Origin of the sequence: Pleurocapsa sp. FMAR1 (assembly GCF_963665995.1) — a bacterium.
GTDB lineage: Bacteria > Cyanobacteriota > Cyanobacteriia > Cyanobacteriales > Xenococcaceae > Waterburya.
Window position 1 is genome coordinate 5,326,801 of sequence record NZ_OY762512.1, and the last position, 16,591, is coordinate 5,343,391.

Genomic DNA, 16,591 nt, shown 5'->3' on the forward strand with positions numbered 1-16,591 from the left:
ATTTTGGTTCATCTCCATATTATTTCATATTGTTCATCATTAACTTGACAGTACCATTGAACCTTTTTAAGCTTCAATTACAACTCGTCCACTAGCTTTAGCTATGCAGGATAAGAGATGTCCTGGTTCACATACAGGATCGTCATCATAATTAACCTCTCTTGCTAATAGTGGTAGTTTACAAGCACCACAAGCTCCCATGCGACAGCCAAAAGGAAGTTCAATTCCTTCTCTTTCGGCTACTTCGAGAATAATATCTTCTAAGTCACAGAAGATTTCTTTATCTGACTTGGTAAAAACCACTACAGGCGATTGATGAGTTGTACCAATAATAAGAGTATTCTCTGTCTCCGTAAATTGAGTGTAGTCTGGCTCGCTGCATCTCGAACTAAGAGATATCACCTTTGCTGCTTCGACTTTAGTTACCGCAACTTCAGTTTTATTTTTGGACGATCGCCCAATTGAACCGCCAAAGCTCTCTTGGTGGTAGTTTTTCATCGGGAAACCAAGTGTTTCTAGCATCGTTTTCACCCCTTGCATAAAAAGATTTGCTCCGCAAACATAAACTGTACGTTCTTGCCAGTCAGGGGCGATCGCTTGCAGCATTAATTCATTTAGTCTACCCGTATATCCCTGCCAAGCTCGACCTGGTTCTGAGCCAGTTGTAGTAACAGCTAACTTAAAATTGTCATACCGCGCTGCCATTGACTCTAATTCGTGCCGAAAAATAAAATCGCGCGGACTCCGCGCACTATGGATAAAGACAAGATCGGTATTAGCTCCTGTATCACAGATCCACCTGGACATTGACATCATGGGTGTAATACCGCTACCTGCCGAAATAAATAGCAGTTTTTGGGCAGTATTATCGACAGTAAATTTTCCCATCGCACCAGATAGTTTAATCTGAGAGCCAACGGTAAGGCGATCGTGCAACCAATTAGAAACTAGCCCAGGTGGGGCATCAGGTTCATCAATCGGCGATGAAACACGCTTGACGGTAATTTCTAAAATATGGGGACGGGAGGGAGTCGAGGAAATGGAATAAGAACGCATCACCCTTTTACCCTCAATTTCTAAATCTAAGGTGACAAACTGCCCAGGCTGATAAGAAAACAGTAGGGGCGGTTCGGCAACAAAGCGAAAAGTTTTGACATCGTGAGTTTCGGCGATCGCCTGTATACAGCGAACGGTTATTTCTGACGAACCCCAGTAGCGAGGTTGAGCGGAAGGTTGTATTTTGTCGGCATGACTGTTACTTATTTTAGCGATCGCCAGCACAAATCCACCGATGCGAAGCAAACTATTTTGCTTTAGAAGATAAGGGCGATCGCTTCTAATCTGCTACTCGTCAATTTGAGAGCCATCCGTACTACCAAAATCTGTATAAAAACATTGTCCATCTTCAAAGCAAATGCGACCGTGAACGCGACTTACTTCGGCACTGTTGAGAACCAAGTCACAACTAGAATGTCTGCCAATAAGATAATTTCTAGGCATTCCTGTGGTTAGGGTCAGCAGTTTCTCTTTGAACTCACAAGTTTCTGCATTAAGTGCTGTAATTTTAAAGGTAAAACCAGCCTGTTCATATCCGCTCGACTTGATGTTTGTTACTGACATAATAGATACCTCTATAAGATTTCATTTGAATTTTTGGCGTTGCACAGTGAACAGATAAACGTTCGAGGCAATGACTAAAAAATAAGGAGTAAAGCTAAAACAGTAGTATTTTGTACGTCATATCATAAATTCGGCGTTGCGGATTTTTACTGACTACTTATTCTTAATTCGTCTAATTCTTGTCGGTGTATTTGTATCTTGGAGGGAACTTGTAGTTCGCTTCTTGGTACTTTTTATTTGGGTAAGTGCTTGGTGTAAATGATTGTGCTGAGTTGATTCAATTGCAGAGCGATCGCTCTTGAGCTTTGTCTTAGCTAAACTGAACTTTGAGCTATAGGAAGCGATTGGATATGAGAGGTCAGGTTTCTCTTGAAGAATTTCTCCCAAAATGCGATCGTGTTCTTCTTCTCCAAGCTGTAGCTTTTCGCGAAGTTGCTGTAAAGCATCTTTACTTACACTTGGCTCAAAAAGATTTTCTACTAAAGCTTCTTGTAGTATGCCTTTGTAAACTCGACAATGGTTTTGTAGTGTAGCATTGGGTAGTGCGGTTGCTAAAACGTATAGTTCATCGGCATTTAACTCATCCAAAGAACGTCCTTCTGCAAGCCTAGAGAAGTCGAGAGATAGTTTTTTTAGTTGACGACGTAATTTATGCGCCAGACCTTCTTTATTATATTGTTGGGAACTACGTCCCCAGGTTCGGTAAAGCCAAACAGTACTGACCAAAATAATTAAGGCATTAAAGATTTGTTGTACCACCCAAGGCAAGCGTAAAATTTCTGGGCGACCACCATAGACAAAAAAAGCATTAAAAGCAATAAAGGTGCAAACCGAAAAGACTCGATGTAAGACCTGTTCCCGCTCGATCTTTGGGTTACGTCGTCTCCAATAAGAAAATAGAGCTTTTTCACTTTTACTGCCAATTAGACAACATATTCCGACAAACAAAGCAAAGGTTAGGGGAACTGCTACCAGTTTGGGAATCGCAATAGACCGATCAAATAAATAAAAACCAGGCTTAAGGACGTTTGCCAACTGATTCTCTTCATGAGTCCAGGCTCCAGAAAAATAATAATTAAAATTTCCCGCATATAGGTAATAGTACATAAAATACCCGCTTACCAGCCCTAAATAACCATATTGAACCAATTTACGACCTGGCTTAGTCAAATGCTCCCAGTAAGACTTCTCAGCATCAATATCCAGACAGGCCGACTTACAGTTAATACAGGCACTTTTTTCTTGTCCAGTGCTGTCTACAGTTCGACACATAGACTGAGTTATACTTCTCGGTGGAGCTTTATGTGCTTCGCTATCCAATAATCCTCTAGGCCCTGTAAAAACCATCTGTACCATACCAAAAGGACAAACATAATGACACCAGCTACGACCACCGTAGAGAAAAACTACGGTTATAGCTGAGAAGATCGTCAAGAGCAAAAAACAACCGAAGACCAAACGAGCAGAGTTGATAAAGAGAATACGGCAGTTCAAACCAATAAACAGCAGAGCAAACTGCACGTATAAATGGTTGCCAACCAGCCAGCGGTTTTTATCGATACTTAGTTTTGGCTGTATTCCTAACCCTCGTGGAATTTGAGACAGAAAATAAAGAGGACATATACGTCGCCAAGTTTCGTGACCGAATACAAAGACGATCGCAATAGCACTAGGGACTATCATGCCCCAAAAAAACCTAGTTCCCATTGGGTATGGTGTTTCGGCTAAACACTCTCCCTGAACTTTAACGCATTGAGCAGGTAATTTTGCCAAGCTGATAATGCGATCGCGAAAAGGGCTATACAGGTTATTCGGATCGCTTAAATGATAGGAAATAGGGTCGTAAAACAAGGAGATAATTAGAATAAGCCAACCAATTACTAGCACCCATCTAACTAGGTGCATCTTTTGTTCGGAAACTCGATTAATCATGGTAGATACTTCTGCTGAAATTGGAGAATAAGTTGAACTTAATAAAATCTTGCTGGGTTTGGAAGCTTAAAACTCTGAAAAATTGACAAATTTGGTTAAACATTTACCAAAGACCCCGACTTGTCTATTGGGAAGAATTTTCCTTTTCAACCCCCCAAAAAGTCTCTATCAAACCACCAACAAACACACAAACAATACCGTAGCTAATCATGTAGTTTAAAGTATCAAAAGGTTGCACATTTGGGTTTTCTTCCCCACCTGCGACTAATAGCAGAATTGATTGACGAACTAACGACAAACTATTAATAGATAATAGGATAACAATCAAAAAAACGAGTAATATTTTAGCGAATGTTGCCAGTTAGATTTTGACTTGTAGGCAGTAAATCCAAGAATACATACTCATTAAAATGGCTCCAAAAAATTTTCCGATATGGATGTTTTGTTCAGCGAAAAATTATGTTGGTAACGATAAAACCTATAGCAATACGACAACAAAATCTGCCAAGGCTCAGGAAAAAATCAAGCTTTTTACAAAGTCAACTATTTTTTCCATTTTTCTATCTGGGATTAGTAGTTAAACAATTTACTTTTTTGCCGATTTAGTCACACCTTCTTTTTTAACGAGCGTCTCTTCTCCACCAGGAGGTATTAAATAAGAGACAATAAACGTAAGTACAGTAGTTGCTGCCCCAGCCATTTCACCCGATATTTTATTGTTGTTCTGTCTAAAAAAAGGATTGTAGGTATTTAGAATTAATACCGTAAAAGTGACTAAAGCTCCTGTAAATACTCCTGCCGTGACTTTTCTAACGGGTTGATAAGTAGATTGATTTTTTTTGGATTGAGTTCTAGTTGAGGTCATGGTTAAATTTTCGCTTTTGTGTACTGTCTATAGTTTAATATTAGGTTTTTTCTAGTTTTTAAATCTCATAAAGCTCATAAAGGAACATATAGAAAAAATCACTAAAAATTGTTTTTTATAAACTAATAATATTCACCACAAAATTACTTGTAAAAAAGTAAATACGAACATATTTTTGCTTTTCGATAGTTTTAAGTTAAATTGACACCGCTCTAATACTTGATTGGCGATCGCAGATTTTAGATGACTTTTTAAATGAGTCTGCCTATGAGTTTTATGAGTTTGAGAATTCCAAAGCAGAATTAGGATGAAACGCAGACAAGTATAGTTGAGAACACAACCAGCGATCGCTGATGCAGACATAACTTTCAATAGCTTGTCCTAGAAATAAAGCAATTGCTTACCCATAAATACATTAATCAAGGAGATTTTAGATGATTAACGAACGACAAAATTTGCCAGGAAAAGATTTTGAACAACGCAGAGAAGAAGCTGTTGGTACACGCAAATTGACTATTGAAGATGCTTTCAAGGATTTTATAACTTCACCACCGCCAACCAACGGGGACGAAGAAAGGTTTAATAATCTTGGTTTTCCAGGGTTTGCTTCCTTTAGCAAAGCCTTAGCTCACAATGCGAGTGGACTGGTCGAAAAATCATCTTTTGAGTCGCTGGTTGCAGCTATACAAAAAGGTACACAACCAGCTTTTGAAAATGTTCGACTAGGTGGAGGGAAACGTCTGCTTGTCAATCCTCTTAATGCTTACTCATTTCAGTTAATCGGTAACGATTCCCACGGCGCACGTATAGCACCTGCTCCTAAATTTACTAGTCGTAACACAGCTGTCGATATGGTCGAACGCTATTGGATGGCACTGTCGCGAGACGTGAAGTTTGACCAATATGCCAGCAGTCAACTAATCGCTGATGCTTGCGAGGACTTGAATAACTTGGGGTTCGAGCAAGAGTTTGGCTTTAAATGCTCGCCAGACACAATTTTTCGAGGACCTTATGAAGGTTGTGACGTAGGACCTTACGTTTCTCAGTTTCTACTACAAGATTTTCGGTTTGGCAATCAGCCAATTCGCCAGTTGCAGCGTTACCCAAGAGAAGGTCTTGATTATCTAACGGATTTTGAAACTTGGAAACAAGTTAATAATGGGGATATTAATCCTAGTGGCTCAGACATTATTGACGGTACACGATATATTACGACTTTACGGGATGCTGGTCAGTGGGTACATCTTGATTTTCCTCACCAGTCGGGTCTTTGGGCGACAATCATTCTCCTGGGTCTCAAGGCTGAGCAATCGAAAGCCAATCCATACGTTAATGGAAACATAAAGACATCTGAGGCATTCGGTAGTCTAGGTAGTCCAGATATTACGATTCAGAGTGGGCTGGCTGGGGTCTATGCCCTCAAGCACGCTTGGTTTCAAAAGTGGTGTGTTCATCGTCGTATACGACCAGAGGCATACGCCCAGCGTCTTGAGCTTTTCCGTCGTGGGGAGTTGGGCAATTCAATTAATAGTCCACTCGACGATGAGAAATTTAACGATCTTTTTGGAGAAGGTGCAAAAGTTTGGCGAAATACTAAAGTACTCGCTCGCATCCTAGAACATAACAAACAGCAAAATCAGGCAAACAATCGGCTCGATCGAGATGGTACTTGGTTGCTGCCAACAGCTTTTCCTGAAGGCTCTCCCGCTCATCCCTCATATCCTGGAGGACATTCTGTATTTGTCGCTGCTGCTGCGACCATTGCTAAAGCATTTTTTGCTGATAGTAAGCTGCTCAATCCCAAAGTACCAGTTGGTGACGCTCAGCAGCTAGGGAATTTTAATGGTCCTACCCTGACGGTTCATGGTGAGCTTAATAAGCTAATTGCTAATATTACCTTGTTCCGCGATGGTGCTGGAATGCACTGGCGTAGCGATGGCACAGCTTCTGGTTCTCATGCTCGCTTTGACGAGCGACCCCGCGCCGCCGAAAGGCGCAAGACAAAGGCTTTAGCCGCATGTACGCACGAGTTTGACCGTCCAGGTACTGGCCTTGAAACAGGCGGTAATTTGCTTGGTGAGAAGCTGGCAATTAGTATGCTGCGGGATATCAAACGCACCTATCGTGAAGAGGTAGGAACTTTTGAGTTTAGAGGGATTAGCGGAGATTGGATCCGAATATAATGAGGAAATAACTATTGGTGTTGTAGTTTATTGTTGGCGATCGCTTTATAAAAAATGCGATCGCCAAATTATTGAATAATAATTTCATAGTTATATTTTTGGCAAACTGTGTAAGATATTATTAACCTCCTAATTTAACTATTTTTTAAAACAGAATATCAAAGTGTGAACACCAGTCTTTAATCGCTATGAACCTCGATCGCCTCCTTGAGATTATTGACCGTCAGCTTATTGACAATCAAGACCGCCCTCTTAATCCCACACAGGTTATGATTTTGCGGGGCATTTGGCAGTACAAAACTTACAATCAAATGGCGATTGAGGCAGACTATAGCCCTGGTTATTTTACTACCGTTGTTGCACCAGAATTATATCAGCGACTTTCCCAGCTCATTGGTCAACGCGTGACCAAGAAAAACTGTCGGCTATTACTAGAGTCCTATGCAGCAAACCCAGCAAACCCAAAGACAAAACTTTCAGACCAAGATCTGGCAAAATCTTTGCCTAACATTAACCAGGACAGATCACCTTCTTATCCTAGTGGCTCAGTACCTTTAGACTCTCCTTTTTATCTCAAACGCCTTTCTATCGAGGAGCAGGTTAATCGAGAAATTACGAAGCCAGGCGCATTAATCAGGATTAAAGCTCCCAAAGAAATGGGAAAAACTTCGCTGCTATTAAGAATTCTAGATTATGCCAATCAGCAGGGATACCGTACAGTTAGTTTAAACTTCGAGCAAGCTGACCAAGCAATACTCAGCGATTTGAATCAGTTTTTACGCTGGTTGTGTGCCAATATTAGTCGTCAAATTCAGCGTAAACCGATGTTAGATGAGTATTGGGATGAAGACATGGGCAGTAAAATTAGCTCCACCCTCTACTTACAAGACTACATACTAGACTCGATTGACGCTCCCTTGGTCTTAGCTTTAGATGAAGTGAATCAAGTTTTTGAGCATCCTCAAGTAGCCAAAGATTTTCTACCTTTATTGCGCTCGTGGTACGAAGAGGCAAAAAGACTACCCGTCTGGCAAAAGCTGCGTTTAATTGTAATTCACTCAACAGAAATTTACGTTCCTCTTCAGCTAAATCAGTCCCCGTTTAATGTAGGATTACCAATTCATTTAGAAGATTTTAATTTAGCAGAGGTAGAGCAGTTAGCTCAACGCTACGGACTTAACTGGCAAGATGGCGTTCAGGTTAGACAGCTAATGTCTATGGTAGGAGGACATCCTGCACTGGTTAGTTTAGCTCTTTACCATCTTAGTCGTCAGGAGATTACTCTGAGGCAACTATTAGAAACTGCTCCTACTGCTATGGGAATTTATGCTCATCACCTACAGCGTCACTGGGCAACATTGAAAAAACAGCCTGAATTAGAACAAGCTCTCGATGTGGTTTTTAATGCTAGTGAGCCTGTTACCTTAGATCATATTCTGGCTTACAAACTAAGTAGTATGGGGGTTATTAGGCAATTAGGAGATAAAGCGATCGCTGGTTGTGAATTATATCGGCGATATTTTTAAAGATGGGTTTGGCTGTTGAAAATCTGAACACTATTGAAGAGATAGCGATCGCCCAGAACACTTTAGAATTGCAGCTCTTTAAAATTAGTTGTCTACAGATTTTTTCTGTCCACTAAAACTTTTTACAACACTACCAAAATTTTGCCAAGTCGCAAGATGTATGAGTTTTTTTATGAGCTTTATGAGATTGAAATACTAAAAGTAAAACTAAGATAAGATTCAGACCTCAAATAAAAGTATCAATTGAATCATACATTGATAAAGAGGCATAAATGAAGCTTTGTAGGCGTATTCAATGAAGATCGTTGAAGTTTTTCACGGCTTAAATCTCATAGACTTTAAAAGTATCTGTTATGTCAGTTGACGTTAGTAAATTCCGCAATTTTGTTAATTCAACTAATCTGTATGAAGATGTTGAGATTGAGGGAGTTTGGCCAGAGAATTTATCAGGTCATGTTTTTATTGTTGCTCCTTTTCATCGACAGCACGATCGCCATTTATTTGCTGGCGAAGGTTTAATTATTAGATGGGATCTTGAGTCTCAACAGGGAAGAGTTAAAGTCCACCATAAAAAATTGAACACTTGGGATAGTTTTTGGCATTCAATACAATCTCCACTCACAGAAATACTGCCAGAAGCATTTTTTCCCGCTAGGCTTGGTCTGATCGGAATTGCGGAAATAGCAAACACCGCTATAGTCAACATGGGTGGAAGGCTGATTCTCACCGCAGATGCAGGACGTTATTGGGAAGTAGATCCAGTTACGTTGGAAACTATTACGCCTGTTGGCTACTTTGACGAACACATTGTTTCTATTCCTCTCTCATTTTTTCCTTTGGTGGCAAATACGGCACACCCTTTTTACGATCCTCATACTAAAAAACTTATTACCTGTGAATTGAAGTCAGAACTTCGTCCAGGGAATTTGTTTACAGATATGCTGAGTGAAGTCTATGTTACCCTTTGGGATGGCGAAGGCACTTTAAAACACTGGGAAATAGAAGGCACAGTTCTCGACGGTAGCACCCATACGGCAATAGTAACGGAAGAATTGATCATGATTCCCGATATGCCATTTCAGATGGGGGTAGCAACGTTATTGGGAGTAAAAGTTGCGCCTCAACAGGCTTATCCAAAAACGCAAATTTATCTAGTCAACCGCCGAGATTTGACCGAAAAGGCAGATTCTGTGCCATCACGTCTCATAACTTTTGCTGGGGACAGCTACCACTTTTTATGCAACTATCATCAGATTGAGCAGAAAATTTATTGTGTTGCCGTACAGCAAGCCACTATTAGTTTAACTGAAGCGATAAAACCCAGTGATGTCAAACACTTTAGTGGCGATCGCTATACGTCTGAATATTATGGCATACCTTGGATGTTTGCTTTTGACCCTGGAGTACTGCGTAAAGTAATAATTCAAGACGCTCAATTAATCGCCCAAGAAGTCTTTATCCATCCTGGTTGGTTTGCAACCATGCTGCACACTGCCGATCCGCGAGAGCTTTTTGATTCTAGAGGTTACTCTGCTATCTATCAAGTTTATGCAGGGTATTATCAAGATTTTATCTGTCGCCGTCAATACCTTAGTTTCCGCGATCATCAAAATAGAATTCTTACCGACGAGCAACTTCCCAAACACGATCTTCCTTCAGTTTTAGCTAAAGTCCCATTAGCCAAAAATTGGCAAGAACTTACCCAGCAAATCAAAACAGAACAAGAACAAAACCCTCATACCCCTCTGTCCGATTTAGGCAAAGAACTATTAGATTTTTACGTTTGTCCTGAAGGATATATTTTGGACAGTGTTCAATTTATTCCTCAAGACCAAAAAGGATATATTTTTGCTACTGTTTTTACTCCCCAAAATTCCCAAGTCTGGCTATTTGATGCAGATTGTCTCAACCAAGGACCTATTGCCAAACTTCATCTAGGGAAAATGGTCAATTTTGGCTTTACCTTGCATTCAGAGTATTTTAAGCAAATTATCCCCAGAGAATCTCATTACAATGTGAATAGATATTTGTGTGCTATGCGAAGTATGTTCAAAGTTCCTTACGAATTTTTTGTCCATCGACGCGGTGACATTCTTAACCGAAAAGTAAATTGATTCATTGGTGAAGATATATAGAGGTGCAAGAATGCGGAGCAGAAGAGAATTGCTTTAAGGGCAAACTGTCATTCTCCTCTACTTGCTACTTAATCGCGATCTAAATTAGTTTTTTAAGCAACTTGTCATGATAACTTTGACTGGCTATCAAATTCTTAGCAAAATCTACGAAAGCTTTAACTCAGAAATCTATCAAGGCATTCGCTCCGCGGACAATCAGCCCGTTATTTTTAAGGTACTGAAACAGGATTACCCTACGGCGCAAGAACTCAAGCGCTACAGGCAAGAATACAAAATTATCCGCAGTCTTAACTTTGATGGGGCGATCTCCGCTTATGGTTTAGAACCCTATGGCAGAACCTTAATTATTATTCTAGAAGATTTTGGGGCTGTATCTTTAAAAAAATGGATCGAGGAACAACCTTTGACGCTAGAGGAATTCTTGCCCATAGCAATTCAATTAGTTGAGAATTTGGGTAAAATTCATGCAGCCAAAGTTATTCACAAAGATATAAACCCAGCCAATATAGTTTTTAATCGGACAACAGGACAACTCAAAATCATTGATTTTGGCATTGCCAGCATACTTCAGCAGGAAAATCCCAGTCTAAAAAGCCCTAACGTTCTCGAAGGCACGTTAGCCTATATCTCTCCCGAACAAACGGGACGAATGAATCGTAGTCTAGATTACCGCAGCGATCTTTATTCTTTAGGAGTCACCTTTTACGAGCTACTTAGCAAACAATTGCCTTTTGAGACAAACGATCCGCTGGAGTTAGTCCACTGTCATCTAGCCAAGCAACCGTTGCCTCTCCAGCAAATCAATCCCCAGATTCCCTTAGTCGTCTCCAATATGGTGATGAAGCTAATGGCAAAAGCAGCCGAGGATGGATATCAGAGTGCTGATGGCATTAAAGCGGATTTAGCAGAATGCCTCAGACAGTTAGAAACTACAGGGAAAATAAGCAATTTTGCGATCGCCACTCAAGATTTGGCTAATCGGTTTCAAATTTCCCAAAAAATCTATGGCAGAGAAGCAGAAATTGCTACCTTAATAGCAGCATTTAAGAGGGTAGCAGCCTTAAATTCAGCCTCAAGCGAACTAATGTTAGTTACTGGATATTCTGGTCTGGGTAAAACAACCCTAGTACAAGAAATTTATAAACCGCTTACTGAAAAACGGGGCTATTTTATCTCTGGTAAGTTTGACCAGTTTCAGCGCAACATTCCCTATTCTGCCATTGTCGATGCCCTAACAGATTTAGTTAAACAACTTCTAGGGGAAAATAAGACCAGACTCAATCGCTGGCGTAAAAAGCTTTTAACTGCCTTGGGGGTAAATGGTCGGGTAATTATTAATGTTATTCCTGAAGTAGAATTAATTATTGGCAAACAGCCAAGCTTGCCAGAATTGGCAGCCACCGCAGCCCAAAATCGCTTCAATCTGGTTTTCAAAAACTTTATTCGCGTCTTTTGTGACTCTAAGCACCCCCTAGTTATCTTTCTAGATGATTTACAGTGGGCGGACTCTGCTAGTCTCAAGTTAATCGAACTAATGATGATGGATGCAGATATTAAATATTTGTTCTTAATCGGCTCTTATCGAGATAACGAGATTAATCTAGCCCATTTATTAACAATTACCCTAAACAAACTGCGTCGAGAAGGGGCAATAGTCAATCAAATTATTTTAAAGCCTTTGGCTCTCAATCAGATTAATCAGTTAATTGCAGATACGTTAAATAGTGAGAGAGAATATGTGCGATCGCTCTGTGAGTTAGTCTGGCGAAAAACTCAGGGTAATCCTTTTTTTGTTAATGAATTTCTTAAAAGTATTTATGTAGATAATTTATTAGTATTTGATGCTAATTCTGTGACCGAAGCTAAACATCGAGGATCTTGGCAGTGGGATCTTAAGCAGATTGACAGAATTGGTAGTACCGATAATCTGGTCGAGTTCATGATCGGCAAAATGCAGAAATTGCCCCAGCTTACCCAAAAAGTGTTGCGTTTGGCAGCCTGTATTGGAGCAGAATTTGACCTCAGTACCATTTCAATTATCGGTAAAAAATCGGCGGAAGAGCTTTGGGCAAGTTTAACTCCAGCAATTGATATAGGTTTAATTATTCCCGTATCAGAATTAAACGAACAACTATTAATTGAAGATTATAAATTCGGACACGATCGCATTCAACAGGGAGCTTATGCTTTGGGCGACGAACAGCAAAGGTTATGGACTCACTTAAAAATTGGTCGCTTACTCTGGCAAAATACTCAGCAGTTGTCCGATAAGATCTTTAAAACTGTCGATCATCTCAACATAGGACAGCAGCTAATTAGCGATCGCGCTGAGCGAACTGAAATTGCTCGACTGAACTTATTAGCAGGACAAAAAGCCAAGGCAGCCAATGCTTATAGTGCAGCACTTGAGTATCTAAATATAGGTCGAGAATTCTTGACAGATGATTGGACAACTAACTACGATCTAACCTTGACTCTTTATTCAGAAGCAACGGAAGTAGCCTATTTAAACGGCGATTTTGAACAAGTTGAGTATTTCGCCTCAGTAGTACTGCAACAGGCACAGACTTTGCTGGATAAAGTAAAGGTTTATCAGGTCAAAATAGAAGTATGTCAGGCACAAAACAAAAATTTAGCAGCAATTCAAATGGCTTTGCCTCTGCTACAAAGCTTAGACTTTACTCTCCCAGAATTCCCCCAATTATTAGATATTCAACTGGAATTAGCAACCACGCAAACAAATTTAGCTGGTAAACAAATTGAGGATCTAGTTAATCTACCGCCAATGAGGGATTTAGAAAAATTAGCTGTGATGAAGATAGCAAGTTCTATCTTTTCTTCTGTCTATATTGCTGCCCCTCAACTATTACCAATACTGGTAGCCAAACAGGTTAACTTGTCTATTCAATATGGAAATACTTCTTTATCTGCTTTTGCCTATGTAAACTACGGGTTAATCCTCTGTGGTGTAGCTAATGAAATAGACCAGGGCTATAGATTTGGACGATTGGCTTTAGACATTGTCGATAAATTACAAACACCAGAACTTCTACCGAGAATAACAGCCGTATTTTCCACAACAATTAGTATCTCGAAAGAAGCAGTCACCAACTCATTAGCATCTCTGCAATCTGCCTATCAAATTGGCTTAGAAATGGGAGATTTGTACTATGGAACTACCTGCGCCTATATCTACTCATTCCATTCAGCCTTTGCCGGCAAAGAACTTACTCAAATAGCATCAGAAATAGCAGTCTACGATCGCGCTTTTAATAAACTCCAGCAACAAAATACCCTTAATTATCTAAAAATTTACGGTCAGGCTGTCTTAAACTTGATGGGTTGTTCTCAAAGCTCCTAGCGTTTGATTGGAGAACTTTATGATGAATCAATCATGCTACCTCTTCACCAGTCGGCAAATGATCGTTATGGACTTTGCGCTTTATACGTCAATAAACTACACCTTTGCTATCTATTTGGAGAATACGAGCGGGCGGTAGCCAACGCAAATAAAGCCCAACAGTATTTAGATGGAGCAACCGCAACCTTACTGATTCCTTTATTTCATTTTTATGATTCTTTGGCACACCTTGCTGTTTACCACTCTGTTGCTATTGCCAAACAACAACAAATCTTAGCTAGACTTACTGCCCGTAAAACTAAGATGCAGCAATGGGCAGATCGTGCGCCGATGAATTACTTACACAAGTTTTACTTAATAGAAGCAGAACAACATCGAATTCAAGGTTCTTTTCTAGAAGCAATGGAATTTTACGATCGCGCGATCGCCGAGGCTAGGGAAAATAAATATATCAATGAAGAAGCCCTTGCTAACGAACTGGCAGCAAGATTCTATTTAGATTGGGATAAAGTTAGAATCGCCCAAGTCTATATGAATGAAGCACACTATCTTTATTCTCTTTGGGGGGCGACGGCAAAGGTTGAGGATTTGCAAGCCAAATACCCACAGTTATTAATCAAATCTTCGGCGATCGCTTCGATTACAGATAAGCTAAGAATAATCAGCAATACTAATACTCGTTCGGGAGAAATTTTAGATTTAGCCACCATTATTAAAGCATCTCAAACCATTTCGAGTGAGATAGTTTTAGATAAACTTCTAGCTGCTCTAATGAAAATTTTGATTGAGAATGCGGGGGCGCAGGTTGGCTACCTAATTTTAGAAAAACAAGGGCAACTTCTAATTGAAGCTTCTGGTTCGGTAAATGAAGAAAACGTTAGTGTTTTAAAATCGCTCCCTATTAAGGGCTATCTCCCCACCTCAATTGTTAACTATGTTGCCCGTACCCAAGAAACGGTGCTGAAAAATAATGCTGTTTATCAGGGCAATTTTACTCAAGATCCCTATATTAAATCTCGTCAGACCAAATCCCTTTTGTGTACGCCATTACTCGATCGCGGACAACTTCGAGGCATTGTCTATTTAGAAAATAATCTAACCACAGGAGCTTTTACCCAACAAAGGCTGGAAATTCTCCAAGTTTTATCTAGCCAAGCAGCGATCGCCATTACCAATGCCCAACTCTACACCGAGCTACAGGAAAATCAAAGTCAACTTGCTCAATTTTTAGAAGCAATGCCTGTCGGTGTATCTGTTCACGATCTTACTGGGCAAACCTACTACGCAAACCAAATAGCCAAAAAATTGGCACAAGAAAGCAATGCCTCTTCTGACGTGAAAACCGAGCAATTGCCAGAAGTTTACCGAGTCTATCAAGCTGGCACAGAACAATTATACCCAGTAACAGAATTACCTGTTGCCCGCGCTATCTCTGGTGAAACAGTCAAAAAAGACGATCTTGAACTTCATCTATCCAATAGAATTATGCCCTTGGAAGTTTCTGCTACACCAATTTTTGATGAAAAGGGCAAAATTAAATATGCGATCGCTGCTTTTGCCGATATCACCGAACGTAAAAACTTAGAAACACAGCACATTCAGTTTACTCAACAGCTTGAACTCAAAAATTTGGCTCTGCAACAAGCTAAAGATAAATTAGCCGAGTCCAACCGCACTCTCGAGCAAAAAGTTGTCGAGCGTACTCAAGAACTTTCACAAACCCTAGAAATACTCAAAGCCACCCAAGCCCAACTGCTGTTTGAAAACGAGCTACTCAAAAGTGCCGAACCCGACGCTAACTTTGACTATCAGGTAGGAGGAAGTTTACCGATGGATGCCCCTACTTATGTAGTGCGATCGGCCGATCGCCATCTATATAAAGCATTGAAGCGGGGCGAGTTTTGTTACGTCCTCAATCCTCGGCAGATGGGCAAGTCTAGCCTGATGGTACGCATGATCCACCATTTTCAGCACGAGGGCTATAGCTGCGGGGCGATCGATCTTACTCGCATTGGCAGCGAAAATATTACCCCTGAGCAATGGTACAAAGGCTTTACAGTAGAGCTATGGCGCAGCTTTGGCTTACTGAGAAAAGTTAATCTTAAAACTTGGTGGAAAGAGCGAGAAGATATTTCTCCCGTACAGCGTTTGAGTCAATTTATCGAAGAAGTTTTGCTTCAACAAGACGACGATTCTCCTAAAAACATCATTATTTTTATTGATGAAATTGATAGCGTCTTGGGCTTAAATTTCCCAGTCAATGACTTTTTCGCCTTGATTCGCTCCTGCTACAATCAGCGCAGTATCAACCTGAAGTATCGACGTTTAACCTTTGCTTTTTTTGGTGTTGCTACCCCCTCAGATTTGATGAACGACATTCAGACAACTCCCTTTAATATCGGTCAAGCAATCCAACTAGAGGGCTTTAAAGAGCATGAAGCTCAACCTTTACTGCAAGGATTGAGCGAGATAAGCAATCCGCAAACGATGCTAAAAGAAGTATTAGCCTGGACAAACGGTCAGCCTTTTCTCACCCAAAAGCTGTGTAAAGCGATCCGCACTGACTCATCTTCGATTCCTACTAACGCAGAAGCCCAGTGGATTGAGAACTTAGTGCGAACCAAGATCATTACCAATTGGGAATCTCAAGATGAACCCGAGCATTTAAGAACTATCCGCGATCGCCTTCTCAAAAGCAAACAGTCTGTTCGGCTACTAGAACTATATCGCCAAATTTTGCAGCAAGGAGAGATAGTTGCAGTTAATAGTTCAGAGGAAAGAGAATTGCTGTTATCGGGATTAGCCGTCAAGCATCAAGGTACTTTAAAAGTTCAAAATCGTATTTATAAATCGATCTTTGTTTAAAACCTTTTAGAATAACAGAATGTTTTTCGGCGACCATTCTTGACTATCTTGCTTGATTTACATCTGGGACATTGCATAACAGTTTTTTAACATATTTTAACTGT

Annotated in this window: 9 protein-coding genes and 1 pseudogene; 4 read left to right on the top strand and 6 right to left on the bottom strand. The window is 40.3% G+C overall.

The window, feature by feature from the left end; translation table 11 throughout:
- Window positions 1-66: 66 nt before the first annotated feature.
- From SLP02_RS25825 to SLP02_RS25850, 6 genes are all read right to left on the bottom strand, one after another.
- Window positions 67-1,302 carry an FAD-binding oxidoreductase gene (locus SLP02_RS25825; protein WP_319423558.1) on the bottom strand — a complete coding sequence of 412 codons (1,236 nt, stop codon included), beginning with the start codon at window positions 1,300-1,302 and terminating at the stop codon, window positions 67-69.
- 42 nt (window positions 1,303-1,344) lie between these two features.
- Window positions 1,345-1,620, bottom strand: coding sequence for an FHA domain-containing protein (locus SLP02_RS25830; RefSeq protein WP_319423559.1), 276 nt, complete (start codon window positions 1,618-1,620; stop codon window positions 1,345-1,347).
- Window positions 1,621-1,773: 153 nt separating this feature from the next.
- Window positions 1,774-3,552: a 4Fe-4S binding protein gene (locus SLP02_RS25835; protein ID WP_319423560.1), complete on the bottom strand. Its 1,779-nt coding sequence runs from the start codon at window positions 3,550-3,552 to the stop codon at window positions 1,774-1,776.
- A 124-nt stretch (window positions 3,553-3,676) separates the two neighbouring features.
- The gene (locus SLP02_RS25840) at window positions 3,677-3,880 is read right to left on the bottom strand and encodes a hypothetical protein (RefSeq protein ID WP_319423561.1); all 204 of its coding nucleotides are present in this window, start codon (window positions 3,878-3,880) and stop codon (window positions 3,677-3,679) included.
- A gap of 258 nt (window positions 3,881-4,138) precedes the next feature.
- Entirely contained in the window at window positions 4,139-4,417 is a 279-nt protein-coding gene (locus SLP02_RS25845; RefSeq protein ID WP_319423562.1) for a hypothetical protein, read from the bottom strand.
- A gap of 132 nt (window positions 4,418-4,549) precedes the next feature.
- Window positions 4,550-4,789, bottom strand: a complete 240-nt coding sequence (locus SLP02_RS25850; RefSeq protein ID WP_319423563.1) for a hypothetical protein — start codon at window positions 4,787-4,789, stop codon at window positions 4,550-4,552.
- Between the two features lie 62 nt (window positions 4,790-4,851).
- Between SLP02_RS25850 and SLP02_RS25855 the strand changes: the two genes are divergently transcribed.
- The 4 genes and pseudogenes from SLP02_RS25855 to SLP02_RS26945 all read left to right on the top strand — a co-directional run bounded on the left by SLP02_RS25855 (window position 4,852) and on the right by SLP02_RS26945 (window position 16,487).
- Window positions 4,852-6,600 carry a phosphatase PAP2 family protein gene (locus SLP02_RS25855; protein ID WP_319423564.1) on the top strand — a complete coding sequence of 583 codons (1,749 nt, stop codon included), beginning with the start codon at window positions 4,852-4,854 and terminating at the stop codon, window positions 6,598-6,600.
- Window positions 6,601-6,788: 188 nt separating this feature from the next.
- Entirely contained in the window at window positions 6,789-8,126 is a 1,338-nt protein-coding gene (locus SLP02_RS25860) for an AAA-like domain-containing protein (protein WP_319423565.1), read from the top strand.
- Between the two features lie 353 nt (window positions 8,127-8,479).
- Window positions 8,480-10,240, top strand: a complete 1,761-nt coding sequence (locus tag SLP02_RS25865) for a carotenoid oxygenase family protein (protein WP_319423566.1) — start codon at window positions 8,480-8,482, stop codon at window positions 10,238-10,240.
- Between the two features lie 127 nt (window positions 10,241-10,367).
- Window positions 10,368-16,487, top strand: a pseudogene (locus tag SLP02_RS26945) (AAA family ATPase).
- The last annotated feature ends 104 nt before the right edge of the window (window positions 16,488-16,591 follow it).

What these genes read in the sequence shown, in the direction of transcription:
- SLP02_RS25855 (WP_319423564.1), top strand. Translation starts at nt 4,852, where the DNA reads ATGATTAACGAACGACAAAATTTGCCAGGAAAAGATTTTGAACAACGC.
- SLP02_RS25835 (WP_319423560.1), bottom strand. Translation starts at nt 3,552, where the DNA reads ATGATTAATCGAGTTTCCGAACAAAAGATGCACCTAGTTAGATGGGTG.
- SLP02_RS25865 (WP_319423566.1), top strand. Translation starts at nt 8,480, where the DNA reads ATGTCAGTTGACGTTAGTAAATTCCGCAATTTTGTTAATTCAACTAAT.
- SLP02_RS25830 (WP_319423559.1), bottom strand. Translation starts at nt 1,620, where the DNA reads ATGTCAGTAACAAACATCAAGTCGAGCGGATATGAACAGGCTGGTTTT.
- SLP02_RS25860 (WP_319423565.1), top strand. Translation starts at nt 6,789, where the DNA reads ATGAACCTCGATCGCCTCCTTGAGATTATTGACCGTCAGCTTATTGAC.
- SLP02_RS25845 (WP_319423562.1), bottom strand. Translation starts at nt 4,417, where the DNA reads ATGACCTCAACTAGAACTCAATCCAAAAAAAATCAATCTACTTATCAA.